Genomic DNA, 18109 nt, shown 5'->3' on the forward strand with positions numbered 1-18109 from the left:
GTCCGGGCCGACCCCGCCCCAGGCGCTGGGAAATGGTTTCCGGTTAGGTGAGTCATTTGCGCCATTGCCCATCGCAGCAGCACAGTTCCGCTGATCCAGGGACCTCTTTGCCGCCGGAAGTCAGTGGCGGTGACGCGGTAGGTTATGCGGAAGAGTCAGATCAGATGGCGTTGTCGGCGTTGCGCCGGCGTCGAATGGACTTTTTCAGAAACGAGACGGCGACCGCTACCAACATGAGACCCAGCCCAAACGAGATAAGCAGAGCATAAGCAATGCCGTGCATCTGCCATCGGTCAAAACAGTAACCGCTGATGCTTACGAAGAGGGCCAATACACCCAGCCAAATGTAGCCGACCGTCCTGGTCCGTTCGAACACCGCGAACAGCGTAGTTAGCATGGCGCTCACGCTGACCAACATGTTTACCAGGACCAACAACAACATGAGGTCGTAAGAGTGAACGTATTCCACCGTGGATACCAGCGCAATGACATCCTTGCCGAACAGATACATAAACAGAAGAAGCGGCAGGGCCAACAGGAGATAGATGCTCAGGAATATCAGAAAGGTGCGTCGGACGGCTGAGCCATTGGCCGATGACCGGCTCTTTTTGAGGTACTGTGCATATACATTGTTCACTATCGCGGTCGGAATGGTGGCTACCAACGCAACTTTCTGCGCAATACTGTAAAAAGCCACGCTCTCAAAACTGTCGTATAGTTTCAGCAATAGGGGCACCAGGGAATTGACTATCAGATCCGAAAAGGCAAAAGGAAGCAGTGGCAAGCCCAGGGCCAGGTACTTCTTCACGACCCGTAAGTCGTATCGCGTAACTTCCAGGTAATCTCTCAACAAATACATGCCCAGCGTCGTGGCCAGAAACTCGGCGGCGATGAATCCATACAACGCTCCTTCCAGTCCACCCTCGAAGTAGTAACAGCCAACCAGAATCGCTGCGATAATCAGTGCCGACTCCACAAACAGAAACAGAACCTGGCGACCAATCAACAACAGGGCACGGCACAATCCGAAGCATAAGTCATTGACAGTTCGACACACTAGAGCGGCGAACATCAACGCCAGCACCGTGGGCGTGAAAACATCGTTGTACAAGAGATAGCAGGCGAAGCATGCATACACCAGAAGAGTTACACATCCCTTGGTAACGCTGACCGAAAAGATATCTTGCTTTTGTTGTTTACGATCTTTGCCCGTAAGCAACACATTGGATGCATACATCAGATTCATGGATGAGAATGTTAGGATCAACCCGATCATGCTGATAAACAGCGACCAGTTTCCGTAGGACTCCACGGTCAACTGTTTGGACAAAAGGGCAGCCAGACAGAAGCCATAGCCAAACCGGATTACGGGCAGCAGACCTGAGATTGTCAGGTGACTGAGAACAGTTTTTTGTACAGGCAGTCCCATTGTTGGTAGACCTCGCCCAGAACCTTTTGATAGTCAGCGTGCGCTTCACTGTCCCCCCGGACTCGGCGGCCTCTCTCGATGAGGCCGGTATCAATCTTGTAACGACGCTGCAGAGTTTCTTCCAACACATACCGGGGGTGGCGAAGATTTCGGCTTTCGTCTTGCATCGACATTTTAAGGTAAACCAAACGTGCATCTACGAACGGCATAACCAGATTGTGACCATAGGCCCGAGTCGATTCGATTACGAAAATGTTCGACGTGCCCTGTAGATACATCATTTTCATGTACATGATGATCGCTTCGAGGTCGCCGTCAAGCTCGGTGACTATTCGTTCGGCGATTGAGCTGAGATATCGGGAGTAATCACCATCTGTCTTGGCCGAATGAACGACAGGCAGGTAACCGGCAGGGTCCAGGAGTCCCGTCCAGTAATCCGCAAAGCTCACCGGGACAAATTGGTTGCGTCCCATCTTTCCTCGGCGACGATAGAGCAGTCCGGCCATGGCCGCTATGATCCAGCGTTGGTAGGTTGGGCGGTCGACATATTGTCGGGAAGTTAACAGCCGTTGGATTCTGCCGCCCATGGTCTTGCTCGATGCGCTCCAGCAGTAGATACTGTCGGACGATTGCCCGTTAAAGATATTGCAGCACCCAAACTCCTCACCGAGCAGCCGGAGCGCCTCATAGAAAGGTACGGCCAGCGTCTTATCGAAGGGATGTCGCCGAACCGCGGTTTCAAGCAGATGATAGTTGTCTTTGATCGGCACTTCGATGGTTCTCACGCCGTGGGGCAACCATTGCGCAGCCGCTTGGGTCTTCGTTTCATCGATGAAGTTATCATTGTCCTGGGGACGGTACTTGACGAATACCGGGAGAAAGTCGATCTCTTGTTGCTTGAGAACCATGGCCAAATAGGTTGAGTCTATTCCGCCGGTAAAGAAGAGAATGTTTTTGCAATTCGGGCGTCTGCCTGAGGAGACGCTGTCCGCTATCAGTTGGTGGTTTTTCTCAGCGTAGAGCCTGTCGTTGCTTTTCCTGGCGATTCTGGTTCGGAAATAGATCTTCTCGACTAAGCCCTCGGGTCTGCTGATCAGCATGGTTGCAGGCATTAGTTTTTGGATATGACTGAACAGCGTGGCGCCGCCGGTGGTGTAACGGTGACGTTGAAAATAGAATCGTTCGTGGGCATCCTCGACCAGTGGCCTCCCTCCGTTCCTGGCTCCATCGCGTGCTACCAGTACATCATCACTAAGAAGAAGCCCTTCGGGGACCTCAACGCGATAGGTCCGAAAGTTGCCGAAAATGTCGTTGGCAACGACGTGCAAGCCGCGCCGGTGATCGACATACTCCATCAAGAAGAAACCGCCCAGCCTGTTCAGTAGTTCGGCCAATGGCCCGGCATTGGTCTCTTTGAACTGGAATGTTTCCAGTTCGTACCGGTTGTAAACCTGGCCGTAAAAGTTGACCTCAAAACCGTCCTTGCTCAGGCTGAAGACAGGCGAGTGCGACAGAGATACTTTGAGGGCTTTAGTCACTTATGTGACCCCGGATTTTCTCTTGAACCAGACGGCTGGACTCTTTGAGATCGTGCTGTACCGTGTCGAGTCGCATCACTTCGATGCCATGCTCTTCGATATAGACAAGGGCATCATTCAGGGCTGCTTGCATTTTGGAAAGCACCGGCACTTCAAACTCGCGGGCCCGCTTGTAGAAAACGGTGAGATCGCCGTGCAGGGCAATGACGAGATCAGGTTTCGGCAGGAGATGGAAGGACAGTCTGTTCCCCCACCGTTCGGCCGCCATCAGTTTGTCCAGCCACGTCCGATCGACGATAATCAGATCGTTGTGATTCCGAATAGGAGCAAGCGCAAACAGACACTTCGCATTGTATTCCAGGATATAGAACAGACTGAGCAGGAGGTTGAACATATTGGCCAGTAGGGTCCAGCGTTTGGCCAGACTATCGGCAATTCCGCGCTGTCCAACATAGCGTTCACGCGGGTCGCCACCGGGTCTTAGGAGTCTGCGGAAACGCTGCACCAACGAAAGCTTTAACCCCATGTAACGGTATTGACAGAAGAGTCCTCCGCCATCGTGTTGAGCCGCCACCTGCTGCGCCAGGGTCGTCTTGCCGCTGCCGTCGATGCCCATTATCACCACCAACAAACCTCGGCGCCGCCAAAAGAAGCACCAGTCGAGTCGCACCAGAATCCTGTGCGTCATGTAGGCCGACGCTCCACCGATACTGCCCGGTTGACCGAACACGAGGCGCAGGCGTCGCCACAGGGTAGGATGCGCCTGCGATCGGTTTAGCCGCTCCAATCGTTCAATCATCACATAGCTTCGCCCGAACAGCCTCTTCCCCATTGCGATCAGGTTTGGCCGGTCACACCGCGCCGCCACTTCATCGATGCGCCTGGGGTAGTCCATCTTGCCTCTGAAAAACCACTCCACGTGTAACACAAAGTAATCGAGCCATGCCTCGGCCACACGGAAACCACTGACTTCATAAGTGGCATTCACGGCTTTTTCAAAGGTCAACCAGGTGACTCCGAAAAAACGGAGATGCTCATGCAGATGCAGACGCACAAGACCTTTGGCGCTATCGTAGCCAACATAGACAACCTGAGAGCTCCCCGGGCTTCGATCAAGCCTGAACCAACCGTGTGCTTCCAGATAGTGCCGTGCGCGCCGGTATCCTTCGGTATCACAAATAAGATCGAGATCGCTGGGGGTTTTTTGCATCTGAAAGTGGAAGGGCAGGTTTATCAGAATGAAGTCTATCCCGGCTTGTTTGAGCCCCACGAGAGCCTCAAGATAGGTATCCGCCCGGCGACCGAAACAAGCGCCGAGAATCGGCTCGATCTGTCGTTGTTTAACAGACGTGCTCATACTGCGCGCAGGCCCTTTTGATGCGACTGAGATTCTGTTCGATACGCATGGGTATCTCGCCTGGAGAGGCAAGGAACCGCCGCGCCTTCTCAATGAACTGATCGGCGTTACCCGGTGGACACAGAAAGTAGTCGTCAAAATACTCGGCCACACCTTCAAGCCGCGACGACAAAAAGGGCGTACCGCAACAGAGGCTTTCGTACAAAGACAAAGGCACCGCGAAAGTTCCGCTGTGCGCTCTAATAGGATATATCAGCAGGTGCGACCGTCCGATTTCGGCAAAAACATCCACTTTGCCTTTCAATGTCACTCGTGTTGGATACTCATCGACCAAGTGGTGCACTGAATGCTCCAGATTGTCGTCGTAGGTCAGCCCGTTGCAGGCCAGCGTTAGATTGAGATTCGGCAACTCATGGGCAAGGGCGCGAAAGACCTTCATCACAATGTCGACACCTTTGAATTTGCTCAGATGTCCCATGTACAAAATAGTGGGCTGTTTAGCTTTTTCAGTCGGCGTAACCGGTGGCTCCATGAGGATCGGCCTGACTGTCTTCAGCTTGGTCTTGAAGCAGGGCGACAAGGCCAGCAACAGTTCTCGTTGGTATTCGGTGTAGGTATGAAACTGCTGGTAACATCGGTGGAACCGGCGGGCCAACCATCGGCGCAAGCCGACACGCCCCCCGGTCGAGAACAGGCCTCCATCGGTTGCCGTGAGAGTGCGGGTCCGGGATCGCATCAGCAAGGCAACTATCAGCGCAATCCAACCAACGGTGCCAAAGTAATGTACGCCGTCGGAAAGGCGGCACCACGGTCCCAGACGCATCAGGTTCCGCTTCGTGGTCAACCGAATCGGAATGCCCTCCTCAACGAACTCCCGGTTGAGGTTGCCGGTGACAATCAGAATCCGGACGTCGTGCCCATCGGCTCTGTGACACCGGGCGGTCTCGAACAACTGCTTGCGAGCGGCTTCCGCCAGCGGAAACTCGAAATCCTCCTGTGCACTGGCCAACAATATTCTCGACAACTTCTGCTCCTACCTTTCGTCTTGACGCCAATAGTCCTGAAAGTACTCACGTTCGCCGGCCATCACCCCAACCACATGCTCCAGGTTACGATCGCCCCATATTTCATCGGTCGGACACTCGTAGTTGGGCGTACCGGCGCGAAGAGGCGACATGAATTTCATCGGTACGCCGTGAAGGAAGAAGTACTCGTATGCAAACAGAAGGGCCGACTCAAGGTTTGAGTCCTGACGCTGCAATATCTGCTCGGTAGTATCAAAGGCTGCAAAATACTCGTTGCGATCATGTATGTCGTGCGTGAAGCCTGAGTCGGAATAGGCAGCCCGTGCGCCGATGATCAGCGCTATGTGCCCGAAAACAAGCTCAAGCCCGATCGTACCGTTGTACACGATGCCTGCCTTCATGAAGTCAAACAGGGCGTAGCTCGAGAGAGGTTCCTCAGGCGCCACGATGATGATGTTTTCTCGCCGGAGAACCTGCTCGCCCAGATGAAAGGTCAGTATGTCGCTAACGCTTTTTCTGACGGTCATGAAACTGCGCTCCGCCGGGTGGACGCGAATAACGAGCACCTTGTCCGGTGAGCGATCAAAATAACGTACCGTCTCCACCAGCCACTCGACCGGCGAGTCAAAGACCCGGTTGGACTCTTCGAAGGTAGTGGCGTTGTCCCACATCACGTTGGGGAACAGCGCAAAGATATCCCGACCGGCCGCCCGATGGGTGTCCAAACGTTGCAGCAACGGTGACCGCGAGGCTGTCTCGGTCCCGCCCAGTCTGGCAATATCGGCGCTGCCGTGATTGAAGCGTTCATTCATCAGGTGTCCGACCCGCTGGGCAACATCGATCCGTGAAATCGTCCGGTCCACAACCTGTTCGGCCAGATGTTTGAGATAGCCACCGTCGCTTTTGTTGGCCGCAATGTCGTCGGTGGCCAGGTCGAGGCTGGCGGCGCCGTAGCCGTTCAATCCATAGGTGATCGTGCGCACACCCTGCTGCATCATGAAGCTCATGAAGGTTCCCCAACTTGAGTAGATACCATGCGACGTGACCACCATGGTCGGTTTGAATTCTGCGTAGACCTGTTGAGCCGCACTTATGCTGACAATAGCGTTGCGCACAAACATGGCCCTGGCCTTCTGGTAATCGCGTTCACTTTCCAGCATGGGGCGGTCGGGCGCCGACAGATAAAATCGTACCAGCGAAGCTCGGACAAACGGTTCGAGTTCGATTGAACGAAAAGATTTTAGCTCCCCTACCTTCGGATCATCCAGCAGCGTGAGCTGGGCACGATCTACGAAACGCGAGTATGGCTCCATCATGCCGCCGACCAGCGGCAGGCGTCGCAGCAGGGCCAACGACAAGAGACGCCTCAACCGATAGTAGGTCTGCATCGGCGCCAGATCGTTTTTGGTAAGTGTCTCGTGGTGGTAGAGCGGGCCGTCATCATATAACATGCGGACGTCAAAACCGCGGGCCTTGAGCTTGAGGGCCAGCATTACCTCGATAACCAACTGGACGGACACATAAGTGCGGACAGTGTTGAACAGCACCACGCCGCGGTGCTCCACTCGCTGCGTCCCCTCGGCGTCGACATGCTTTTCCAGTCGGGATAGCATGTCTACCACCCGAGGCATTTCCCAAAGAAATCGAGCGGTCGAGAATATCCAACTGAGCAGCGGTGATCTCTTTTTCAAAGCGACTTTTAGATCGGACGCATTCACCATAGTTCTCGCGGCACGAGTTGCATCTCAGCGTAACCTCATGAGAGACTGTACGCTGATAAGTTTCCGGCCACCGGGTGGAGTACCCAGGGCGGCCAGTTTTCCTGATTGGAGAATAATTCAGGGCCACGATGTACGTCAACAATAACGTCTCGGCGACAAAACCCAGATCGGCGGAATACTGTGCTCTGGGAACTCGTTGTTGGTGCGGCAAGGCGACCGGTTGGTGCGCTCAAAGTCGCTTCGGGGACAACCTATCACGCATCCCGCCGCGGGCACGCGTTCTGGTTTTGATCGGGAATCAATCAGGGTGCGCTGCCACGTGGCCAATGCCTAACATATCCAGAGCGGCGATGATGGCCTCAGCAACTTCGGCCGGGCCGACCTGCTGCATGCAGACAGCGTGGTCAAAAGGGCAAGTGTGAAGATTGCACGGTTGGCAGGGCAATACCTGGCGGTACAGCATGGTCGACCTGTCCGGCCTTGGCGGGTAGGCACTGGGATCGGTCGAACCGAAGAGTGCAAAATGCCTGACGCCGAGAAATGCCGCCACGTGCGAGAAACCTGAGTCCATGGTCAAGACCACAGGGGCCCGGGCCACCACCCGAACAGCATCGGTAACAGATCCGGAGAGGTAAGCCACATTGGCCCGTTGCCCTAACGCATCTTCAATAGGTGACAGTTCAGCAGGAACTCCCAGAAAAGCTATTCGCAGATCGGTGTCCAGGCTCTCGATAAGCTCACGATGAAGGGCAATCGGCCACATCTTGATATCACGCGATGCCCCGGGGTGTATCACCAAATCGTAAGTAGTCTCCCCGTTGCTCGGCGACCTGGTGATAGTGAATATGTTCATGTTGAGCAGACAATTGTCTCTAACTGACCCAGCCGCCTGATGCAACACTCGTTCCCGGCTTGTTAGGTCAAGCTGTTTGTCCACCGTCATTCGTTGGTCGTACAGTCCGGACAATCTTTCATCAGCCGACCCCACCACTTTCAGCCTGGGACGCGCCAGATGTTTGACCATCCATAACAAAACCGGCAGCTTCCAACTGGACACCCTTTTCTGAGCGTGTGGAGAAACGACGACATAGTCAGCCTTCAGCCTAATCAAATCTCGCATCAATGCGAAACCAGCCCCCGGTTTCGATGAAAAAGGGGCGAACTCAATCAGCTTGATATGCTCATTCTCCCATGCCACTAACTCGGCTAACTCAAGATTGGTGCGGGAGACTACCATGCTGACTCGATTACCCTGACGTAACAGCTCGTTGGCTACGGGAATGGCCGACAGAAAGTCGCCGATCCCCTGGTAGAAGCCCATGACAATTGACTTATCCTTCCACGGCATATTAGACGGCCTCAAGCTGCGGGTTTTTCAGCAGCGATTCACGATGCCGCCATCTGATTCGAAGGCGCAACAGGACGGATACCAAAAAGGCCAGCAGCAGATGTTCCGGCAGCGTGTAACCGACACCGCTGGGGATCACGCCGACATTGGCCAGGAACAGGACGACGATGAAGTCCGACGGATCGCGATGTTCTCTCAAGCGCACTACGAATATCTTAAGCAGCCCGCCGGTGACCACAGCCCAGAAAATCAGGTACACTATGGCAAAATATCCGAAATCGGCGAACGGTACGCCCAGCACACCGAACGACGCCGCACCGATCTTTTTTTCGAACCAAACCGGGTAATATTTTTTGGCTAAGGCAAAAGTCCCCCAATCGTGCGGTTTGTTTGGATAGAGCACGCGCGGCACCCGACTGAAAACCGCCTGCTCAAGAGTAAGGCGGCCGTACTGCAATTCCGGGTGGTCTTCGATGAGCATCATGGCGTTGCGATTATAGTCCGAGTAAGTAGACACAGCCGCCATAACATTCAGGTCTCCGTCGCGCATGGACTCCGAGAAAGCGTAAAACAGGGAACCCAAACCTACCGCGAACGCGACCGAATATGCGCCCACCGTTGATAGTTTCATTTTCTTGTCACGAACGAGGACGCGGTACATCAACCCTATCAGGATCAGTATCACCACCTGACCTTTACTGCCGTGCGCAAAGCACCACAAGGCGCTCATCGCAAAAAACAAACTCTTCTCTCCCTTGAACGAACATTTCTTGAACAGGCAGAATATGTAAGCAAGGTAGGCCAACGCGGTCGACGTAAAATACATGTGACCATACCCGATGCGAGTTTTGGCATAAATGGCGCGCGGCGTGAAAATGAGGTCACGATACTCGACCAGGATCGGCAGGTAGACGAGTATGGCCATGGCGAAAACCACATAGGGCAGGGTTCTGATGTCACTGTTGATATTGAACGGCAACCTCACACGAATTGCCGGAAAGCGAGTATAGGCCAAAGCCAAAAACAGAAAGGTCAAAGCATAAGTGGCGTAGCAGTACAGATAGGTCGATGACTCACCACTATAGCCGAAATAGTGTATGTGCACCAACTCCAGCAGATAGTATCCGGGGATGAAGGTAAAGTAGACCGGCGTGAGTATATGAAAGAAGCTCTTGTCCTTCACCACGATCATGATATAGGCCGCAATCGCCACAGCTAATGATGACAGGATGATCAGTTCGTTCATTGACCTTCCATTTCAGGAACCGAGACCGCCGGCGTCACGGTTGCGATCATATCCCAGTCGGTAGCGGTGCCCTTTTTCAAGGCACGCGCTGCATGTCGGCCCATTATAGCCTTGAGATGCTTGGGCGCCAATCCGTGGGCGGGACGCACGATGCGCACATTTTGTTCGGTAAACGGTTCTCCCTCTTCGATATCTTCAGCCACATAGATGGATCGACGGAATTTGAGGCTCTTGGTCTCGTCGACGCTTGAGGGCCCATAGTTGACAGTTCCCATGGCTTGCCAGGCGCGCTCGGATTCATCAACAAGTGCTCTGAGTTCGCTCGGCTCAATGGAGAATGCAGAATCGACACCGCCGTCGGCTCGGGCCAGGGTAAAGTGCTTCTCGACAACCGTTGCCCCCAGGGCGACAGAAGCAATCGCCGCACCCGTACCCAGCGTGTGATCCGATAGTCCCACCATGACGTTGAACAAATCTCGCAAGTGCGGAATTGTTCGGAGATGTGTGTTCTCAGGCGTGGCTGGATAGGTACTCGTACACTTGAGCAGAATCAGGTCCGCGCATCCACCAGAGCGAAGTACGCCAACGGCTTCATCCAACTCCGATACAGTCGCCATGCCGGTCGACATGATGACCGGTTTACCGGTGGCCGCCACCGTTTCCAAAAGTGGCAGGTCGGTCACCTCGAACGATGCGATTTTGTAACACGGTACGTCAAGTTGCTCAAGAAACTCGACCGCCGCGGCATCGAACGGCGTGCTGAAACCGACCATACCATGTTGTTTGCAGCGATCGAAAATCGCCTGATGCCACTCCCACGGCGTGTAGGCTTGTTGATAGAGCTTATGAAGATTGCTTCCGTTCCACAGGCTGTTGGGATCGTCTATGCGAAAGTCCGAGCTATCTACATCGAGCGTCATGGTATCCGCAGTGTAAGTCTGGATTTTCAAACCATGAGCGCCTGATGCCGCAGCCGCATCGACAATGGCCAGGGCTCGATCAAGTGACTGATTGTGATTACCGGACATTTCAGCGATTATAAACGGACGCTGATCTGCGCCGATTCGATATGGCCCAAACGTTATCTCTTTCATAGCAAACCTACCTTACCCGACTATTCTGCGGCCCAGTATGAACGCTTCGGCAGCCTCGACGCCAATACCGGCACCGCGCCAGTGAGCCAGATGAGCCACCGCCTTAATCGAACGGGCATGTGGCCACGGCCGCATCTCCGACTGATAAGCTTCCAGCGCTTGTTTCTTGAGCCCGAGCGTCTCAGAGATGTCCAGGTACCAGTTCGGATGGAAGGGCGGCGCCGAGCCCGCTGTCTGCCACTCGGTACTTGAGGCTACTTCAAAAAACAACAGTGTGTCTACCTGGTGATTCCCCGGCATCGGCCGACAGGCGGTGACGACAGCTTCATGGATGCAACGGTGGTCGATGTTTACGTCACCGCTGTGATGCGTGTACAGAATGTTTGGACGGAATCGGTCTACCAGGTTTTCCACTTGTTTGACAATATCCAACCTTGGAACACTGTCCATCCGGTTGTCCGGAAAATCGTACAGCTCAACATCAGTGACACCCAGGATTTTATTTGCCTGTCGAGCTGCTTTACCAAGCTCAGATATCTCTTCCCGCCGCCGTTCGCGGTCGCGTTGTGAATCGCGACTGGTCAAGCCTTCGGCAAGGATGGCCAGACTTACATGGTCGCCCGCTTTCACGTGCCTGGCCATGGCTCCTCCGCAGCCGAGGATTTCGTCATCAGGATGAGCTGCTACCACCAATACTCTGTTACTCATCGCTCACCTCAGTGATAGCGACGTCGGCCACAAGTCGTCCGTCTTTGGGTACGGCACGGCTGAACTCGAGGCGAAAGCGTCCGCTCCGAAGGAAGGCCCTGGGATACCCATCGGCATCAAGCATGCGAATGTGGTCATACAGTTTGGAAATATCCGAGATGTCACACATGTCGCTTTCCTCGGGGCGACGGCGTCTGAAAGTCACTGCCTTTCCCACTTGTGGGTGTGGAGAAGGTTCGGTGTGGACGATCTCTTCGATCATCTCCTCAACCACCCTGCCCGCTCTCAAGTATATTTCTTCAGCGGTGCCGTGCAGAGGCAAGGGGCGTTTCATGTAGACGGGACCGGCGTCGACTTGCTCTGCGCAACGAAGGGCTGTGACCTTTGTGTCGGTAATGCCCCGCACGATAAGGTTCTGCAAGGGACTGCCGCCGCGGCCGAAGGGTACGTCGGTCATGTGGAAGATGACACACTCAAATCTGTTATGGATATCCGCCGGAATTATGTGCGACCAGTGTGGGAAAAAGACGTAGCGTGGCGCCAGTTCCATCAATCGTTCAGGGGTAAGGTCTTTCTTGCGCGTGATGAGATGAAACGGCATACCGCACTTTTCCTTCAGGCGTTCGGCCATCGGTTCATGCCAGGTGCGACTGGTAGCAATCACGTAGTTCATACCTTGACTTTCCGGTTCGCAATCAGGTCGCGCACTCTTGACGCATCTGCGTTAAGCCATTGGTTTCTCTGCAGCGAAAACATAATCACCTCGGTGTCTGAACCGTTCTTCACAACAGGCTTGGATCGACAGCCATTGTTGCTGAAGCCCAGACGATTAAACAGCTTTTGACTGGGCACATTGAAGGCCAGGGCTTCGCCACCCACTTCGCGCAACTGCTCCCGGACAAAGATGAAATTCATACTGAGAAAACCCAACACCGTCCCGGTGCCACGAGGCGCCTCCTCGTCACCCACGTAGAACCCCCACATGCAGGTGCCGTTCACGCGGTCTATGTTCGTGAAGTATGAAAGCCCCATCGGTTGGCCTTTGTATTCGATGATCGGATACCGCGAATGGTCATCGTTCGCCGTCTGTCTATACCAATCCCGATGTTCATGGTTGGTTATGATATGATCGGTGTACATGTTTGCCCGGATGCGCTGTGAGTTACGCCAAGTCAGCACCGTAGGAAGATCGTCCTCGCGCAGCCGACGTAATTTGTAGTCTTCAAGCTGTGGCATGTACTATCTCCGTCATGGCATTTACCAGCGGGTGACAAACACCGGTGTCACGCTCACCCATAATCTCCAGTGAGGCCGTTTGCATTTTGGTCAGGCTCCCCTGATCACGCAACAGTTCAACCAATTGCGCATTCAAGGCGGCCACCGACAGGTCGCTGTACCACCCGGCATTGATGGTAGCACCGCGCTCAGCCAACGCTTCGATCATGTCACGCTGATTGTCGGCGATCAATATGGTGATTGTCGGCAGCCCGAGGAAGCACCGCTCCCAAGTGGTAGTGCCGCCCGCTCCGACAGCGAGGTCGGCTTGCGACATTAGTTCGGCCATCTGCACGGCGTTTTCGTGAACAACAAACTGAGAGTGGCGGGAACAGACTTTTCGGATTTCGTCCTTGTGAGGATTACGACTTCCAATGACCACATCTAATTGAATGTCGTCGCGTTCCAAAGCAATAATCGCATCAATCGCTTTGCGGGTCTGGTTGGAGGGATCTACACCACCCAGGAATACTAGTATACGCTCGACATGACCGCCGCGCCTGCGGAGCTTGTGGCGAGCCTGGAGAAACTCCGGTCGAAGCAGCGCATACTGTGGTCCCAGGTAGACTCGGCAGGAATCGGGAACCAGCGAACGGTAGCGATGTTCGTAGTCCTCGACATAGCTCTGATCCAGAAGCAGGTCGCAGTTGTGGCATCTGTTGGCCAGGTCATCGATCACCATAACGGCCTTGACGGTCGCCCGCATCTCTTGCTCCCACCTGGCGTCCAGGCCATAATGATCGACTATCAGCCAGTCGATGCCGCCAGGCAGGCTTCTCAGAGCATCGAGGCTCTCAGATGCGTCAATCATGTCCGGCACAGCCAGCCAACGTGCGTATTCTGTTCCACCAAAGTTAGCGGCGTCGCTATCCGGGGACGGCAGTTCGCAAATCGCATATCCGAGTTCTTTGATGTAATCGTTAAGATGTCCCGGATGATTCCGGCAGATGAATGTGACCTCGGCGCTATGCGTCGTCAGTTGATCGGCCAGCGTGGCGCAGCGCATTACATGGCCGGTGCCTATGGCGTTGGAAGCATCACAGCGTATTGCAACTTTCATTGCCGAATCCATCCACCTCATGTCAGCCGCGTGAATCCCGCCACGGCCGGCGGTCCCACAAGGCTGTGCATCAATTCACCGTTGTTCAACAATTCGGACATCCTGCCGAAGCTTCGATCCACAGCTTCGAGATACCTGCTTACATGCTCATCGGTATGCGCCGCCATGGCATAGAACGACGTCGAGGCGAGGTATCCTTCATCAAGCATAAGTTGAACAAACTTCGCTTTGAGGGCATTTGCATTTTCGTTTTCGAAACTGTAATGACTGAGCGGCGGCAAACCTCCCACCTTAATGGACAGTTGGTGCCGGGTGGCGGTTTGCTTCCAGCCTTCCTGAACCGCTTGGCCGATCCGCATCAGATGCTCGCCGACGTTCAATCTGAGATGTTTTTCTATCGTGGCGATGGCGGCTGTCGGTCCAATTCTTTCAGTCCAGCAAGTGCTGCTTATGAACGTCCGTTGGGCGGCCTGCATGACATCCTCACGACCGATTACGGCAGCGATAGGATAGCCGTTGCCGATGGCTTTTGAGAAGACAGCGATATCCGGGTTGAAGCCCAACTTGAGATGCGCTCCTCCCGAATTCATGCGAAAGCCGGCCGAGATTTCGTCGATGACCAGCAGCGCACCCGATTGTGTGGCCAGTTTCATCACTCCATCAAAGAAGCCATCATCCGGCCACTCCGAACGAATAGGTTCCATCACGATTGCGGCCAGATCGGCGCCGTGCTCGGAGACAATAGCTTCGAGTTCGCTCAATCGGTTATACCTGAACGGCAGGCTGGTTCCTTTGAGTCCTTGCGGCACACCGTTGGGGCTCAATCCGCGAAGCAGATGCTCACCGAGGGCGTCCTCGGTACCGAGGTTGGCCGCCAGGTACCAGTCATGCCAGCCGTGGTATCCACAGAAAGCAATTTTGTCACGTCCGGTGCAGGCACGAGCCAGGCGAACCGCCACGGCCATAGCTTCACCGCCGGTGCGGGCAAAGCGAACCATCTGCGCCCACGGATGCAGGCTGCAAAGTAGCTCGGCCAGTTGGACGTCCTCCGGACAGTTCAACGAGCTACTACTGCCACTGTCGACAGCTTTGTGCACGGCTGCATCCACATCGGGATCGGCGTAGCCGAGAACATTGGCGCCAATGCCACCGATACTCATGTCGACATAGCAATTACCATCCAGGTCCCACACTTCTACACCGGCCGCCTTACTGAAATATCCGGGCCAGACATCCGGCGCGAATTGATCGGGACGTTTCGACAATAGTTGGCTAAGGCCCGGTATGAGTTTCCCGGCCTTTTTCTGGAGGTCCAGACTCTTGCTTCGATCAGCAGTTCTTTTACAGGCCGTGTTCATAGGCAGCCTTTGGTTTTGTCATGCGTGAGTGATTTGTTCAGTCCCTCGTTGCGTCGGAAACCGGAGTTCAGTTTTGATAATTGAGGATGGTCCTCCAGATACTCGACGACATCGGCCATCGAGAAGGTTGGTTTTTTCGGGTACAGCCCTTCGAAAATTCTTGTTATCAAATCAAAATCTTCAGGTTCATCCACCGTCCAGCGCAGGTGAGACAAGTCGGCCTCATTGGTGCAATTGGTTATTCCGAATCGTTCAGGTCGGTTGCGGATGAAGGGTGTGACATGCTCTCGTTCCGAGATCAGCTTTGCCTCGCGCCAGGCCGTCTCCAGACAATCGATACCCATTACTTCAACATCGAGTCCGTCCGGATAAGTGGGCGGATTGGTGTTGGTGGCATAGTCGCACGCACTCTTTTGGAACTGATCTATAACAATGTCAACAACCTCGGCGTCGATGATGGGACAGTCTCCGGTGAGACGTACAATCGTATCGGCGCCGACACTCTGCGCCGCCCGGTAGATGCGATCCAGAACATCGTCCAGGCTACCGCAGAAACAGGGCACATCGAAGTCTGCACAGATAGCCAACAACTGCCGGTCATCAGGCTGGTCACTGGTAGCAACCATCAGTCGATCGATTCGCGAGGCATGCTGAAGACGCTCCAACTGACGCCATAACATAGGGCGACCCAGGATCGGTTTGAGAACCTTTCCGGGCAATCGTGTCGACGACACGCGAGCTTGTACCACAGCCAACACCATCAGGCTGTTCTCCTGTCCGCGGCACCGCCGTGTAAACGCCACTTGGACGGATCGATAAAGCGCGGATCATTGAAGGCCCAACGACTGAAGTCTATATCGGCAGAGGCCGGATGTATCTCTGCCGTGCGAATCTCTTCCAGTTCACTACGCGAACAAACTCCGACCAATACGGTATCCACTTCGACTCGACTTAGAGCAAATTGTAAGGCTCCCTGCAAGGGCGTGGTATCCATGGCCGTCATGTCGTTGTGAAAGCTCTCAAGTCGGATGCGCATCGGCTCAAAGTACGAATCCACCGCCTGCGGTTTCATCAGGAGCAGACCCTGCAGGAATACCGAACGAGCATGGATCTCTACCCCGCCGCGGCGCAATCGTTTTAGATGACCGCCGGAGATCAAACGCTGGTCGAGCACATTGAGCGGCAGTTGAATCAGATCAGGTGTGAAAAGCGCAAGTACGTTGTCGATTTGTTTGGGTGTATAAACCGAGACTCCGATTTTGGTCACCCGCCCGTCCCTCTTGAGTCCATGCAGAGCGTCAAGCAGTCGTGCCCCACCCGGTTTCAACAGATCGTTTGCGTCGTGAAGCAGAAGACCGTATATGGAAGCCTGATTCAAGCGAGTCAAGGATCGATCAAAGGTGCGCGCGAGTTCCGCCGCATCACTATCGGACACGATGTCCGAAGCTACCTTGCTCGTCTTAGTAACAATTCGGAAAGGATGTTCCGGTCCCAGGATACTCCCCAATGTTTCCTCACTGAGCCCGTACAAAGCGGCCGTGTCCAGCACTTTGATGCCGAGCGTAGCTGCCCGCCCAAGAATCCGTTCCACCTCCTGGAACGAGACTTGCCCGGACGGATTGGTGATACCGTAGTCGCACCCGAACTGCACCGTGCCCAGACCGAGAGCGGTTAATGTTGACCCGTTACAACTCATGACCGTCTGTTTCCCTTTTTAGGATTCGATCGAGTTGATCTACCACGCGTTCACAGTCGGATTCGTTTAGGTTGGGATACATCGGCAGACTCAGCGCCTGGGTGTAGTACCTGTCCGTTTGTGGCAGATCGCCGGGATGTCCGTCGTAAAGCCGCCTATAATACGGCTGCAGGTAAATCGGAATGTAGTGCACCTGGGTACCGATACCATGGCGGCGAAGTTGCATCATTACCGAAGCTCGCTCTATCTGATACCGTTCAAAGTCTATCCGCACAACGAACAGATGATATGCATTGGTTACATGCGGCCGTTGTTCCAGCGGGCAGACCAATGTTCGGTCGAAGCGCTCCGCAATGAGACGGTGGTAGACATGGGCCAGTTCATTGCGACGTTTGACCGACCTGTCAAGCCGTCCCAATTGAGAGACACCGAGCGTTGCCTGCAAGTCCGTCAAACGGTAGTTGTACCCCATTTCCTGCATCTCGTAATACCATGGGTTAAGCTCACCCGTGGCCGATGTTGCCATCTGGTCGTTGGTGAAATCTTCTTTTTGCATGCCGTGATTTCGGAAGCTTCGCAATCGCTCGGCCAACTCGTGGTTGTCGGTGGTGATGGCGCCCCCTTCACCGGTAGCAACATGCTTGACCGGGTGAAACGAGAAGACTGAGGCATCGTTGTGGGCACCGGACCCTAGAGAATATGTACTCCCATTCACTTTGTAGGTTGCCCCCAGAGCATGGCAGCTGTCACTCACGACAAATGCGCCATGTGCGTGAACGATCCGATACAACCGTGGAATATCCAGAGGTTGTCCGGCAAAGTGTACCGGTACCACAGCCTTGATTCTGTGATCAGCGTCCGCCGCGAGGACCGATTCAAGCTGATCCACATCCATCAGACCGGTTGATGCATTGATGTCCACAAAGCGTACATCGGCGCCGACATAGCGCGCGCAATTGGCCGAGGCAAGGAAACTGTTGGCCGAAGTAACCACAATGTCACCGGGACCGACGCCCAGGGACAACATGGTCAGGTGCAGAGCAGCGGTGCCGTTGGCACAAGCGACCGCCTCGACAGTACCCACCCGAACAGCCAGTTTCTGCTCAAATTCGTTCACGGCCGGGCCCTGGGTCCACCATTCGGAGCGCAAGACCTTCACCACGGCCTGAATGTCTTCTTCTGCCAGGTGCTGGCGTCCGTAAGGCAGGAATTGTACTGAACCGGTTGCCGTGGTCACGGGTTGTTGCTCCCTTG

At 54.5% G+C, this 18109-nt stretch carries 16 protein-coding genes; all 16 read right to left on the minus strand.

What is annotated here, in order from left to right:
• Positions 1 to 160: 160 nt before the first annotated feature.
• The gene (locus OEV49_15395) at positions 161 to 1429 is read right to left on the minus strand and encodes a hypothetical protein (GenBank protein MDH3892451.1); all 1269 of its coding nucleotides are present in this window, start codon (positions 1427 to 1429) and stop codon (positions 161 to 163) included.
• A complete protein-coding gene (locus tag OEV49_15400; protein ID MDH3892452.1) occupies positions 1390 to 2967 on the minus strand; it encodes a hypothetical protein in 1578 nt (525 codons plus the stop codon). The genes OEV49_15395 and OEV49_15400 overlap by 40 nt, the downstream gene beginning before the upstream one ends.
• A complete protein-coding gene (locus OEV49_15405; protein MDH3892453.1) occupies positions 2960 to 4324 on the minus strand; it encodes a hypothetical protein in 1365 nt (454 codons plus the stop codon). The genes OEV49_15400 and OEV49_15405 overlap by 8 nt, the downstream gene beginning before the upstream one ends.
• Complete coding sequence (locus OEV49_15410; protein MDH3892454.1) at positions 4308 to 5348, minus strand: glycosyltransferase family 1 protein; 1041 nt, start codon at positions 5346 to 5348, stop codon at positions 4308 to 4310. Before OEV49_15410 ends, OEV49_15405 begins: the two co-directional genes overlap by 17 nt.
• A 9-nt stretch (positions 5349 to 5357) precedes the next feature.
• Complete coding sequence (locus OEV49_15415) at positions 5358 to 7040, minus strand: hypothetical protein (GenBank protein ID MDH3892455.1); 1683 nt, start codon at positions 7038 to 7040, stop codon at positions 5358 to 5360.
• A 328-nt stretch (positions 7041 to 7368) separates the two neighbouring features.
• A complete protein-coding gene (locus OEV49_15420) occupies positions 7369 to 8418 on the minus strand; it encodes a hypothetical protein (GenBank protein MDH3892456.1) in 1050 nt (349 codons plus the stop codon).
• Position 8419: 1 nt separating this feature from the next.
• Positions 8420 to 9664: a hypothetical protein gene (locus tag OEV49_15425; GenBank protein ID MDH3892457.1), complete on the minus strand. Its 1245-nt coding sequence runs from the start codon at positions 9662 to 9664 to the stop codon at positions 8420 to 8422.
• On the minus strand, positions 9661 to 10758 hold the full coding sequence (pseI, locus tag OEV49_15430; GenBank protein MDH3892458.1) for a pseudaminic acid synthase: 1098 nt from the start codon (positions 10756 to 10758) through the stop codon (positions 9661 to 9663). Before pseI ends, OEV49_15425 begins: the two co-directional genes overlap by 4 nt.
• A gap of 12 nt (positions 10759 to 10770) precedes the next feature.
• Positions 10771 to 11466 (minus strand): PIG-L family deacetylase, encoded by a 696-nt coding sequence (locus OEV49_15435; GenBank protein MDH3892459.1) that lies wholly within the window; start codon positions 11464 to 11466, stop codon positions 10771 to 10773.
• Positions 11459 to 12139 (minus strand): methionyl-tRNA formyltransferase, encoded by a 681-nt coding sequence (locus OEV49_15440; GenBank protein ID MDH3892460.1) that lies wholly within the window; start codon positions 12137 to 12139, stop codon positions 11459 to 11461. Before OEV49_15440 ends, OEV49_15435 begins: the two co-directional genes overlap by 8 nt.
• Positions 12136 to 12702, minus strand: a complete 567-nt coding sequence (gene pseH / locus OEV49_15445) for a UDP-4-amino-4,6-dideoxy-N-acetyl-beta-L-altrosamine N-acetyltransferase (GenBank protein MDH3892461.1) — start codon at positions 12700 to 12702, stop codon at positions 12136 to 12138. Before pseH ends, OEV49_15440 begins: the two co-directional genes overlap by 4 nt.
• On the minus strand, positions 12689 to 13801 hold the full coding sequence (gene pseG, locus OEV49_15450) for a UDP-2,4-diacetamido-2,4,6-trideoxy-beta-L-altropyranose hydrolase (protein ID MDH3892462.1): 1113 nt from the start codon (positions 13799 to 13801) through the stop codon (positions 12689 to 12691). The genes pseH and pseG overlap by 14 nt, the downstream gene beginning before the upstream one ends.
• Before the next feature lie 17 nt (positions 13802 to 13818).
• On the minus strand, positions 13819 to 15159 hold the full coding sequence (locus OEV49_15455; protein MDH3892463.1) for an aminotransferase class III-fold pyridoxal phosphate-dependent enzyme: 1341 nt from the start codon (positions 15157 to 15159) through the stop codon (positions 13819 to 13821).
• Complete coding sequence (locus tag OEV49_15460) at positions 15156 to 15920, minus strand: glycosyltransferase family protein (GenBank protein ID MDH3892464.1); 765 nt, start codon at positions 15918 to 15920, stop codon at positions 15156 to 15158. Before OEV49_15460 ends, OEV49_15455 begins: the two co-directional genes overlap by 4 nt.
• Complete coding sequence (locus OEV49_15465; GenBank protein MDH3892465.1) at positions 15920 to 16855, minus strand: aldo/keto reductase; 936 nt, start codon at positions 16853 to 16855, stop codon at positions 15920 to 15922. Before OEV49_15465 ends, OEV49_15460 begins: the two co-directional genes overlap by 1 nt.
• Complete coding sequence (pseC, locus tag OEV49_15470) at positions 16845 to 18092, minus strand: UDP-4-amino-4,6-dideoxy-N-acetyl-beta-L-altrosamine transaminase (protein ID MDH3892466.1); 1248 nt, start codon at positions 18090 to 18092, stop codon at positions 16845 to 16847. The genes OEV49_15465 and pseC overlap by 11 nt, the downstream gene beginning before the upstream one ends.
• Positions 18093 to 18109 lie beyond the last annotated feature (17 nt).

It is taken from the genome of Candidatus Zixiibacteriota bacterium, assembly GCA_029860345.1.
Lineage (GTDB): Bacteria > Zixibacteria > MSB-5A5 > GN15 > FEB-12 > JAJRTA01.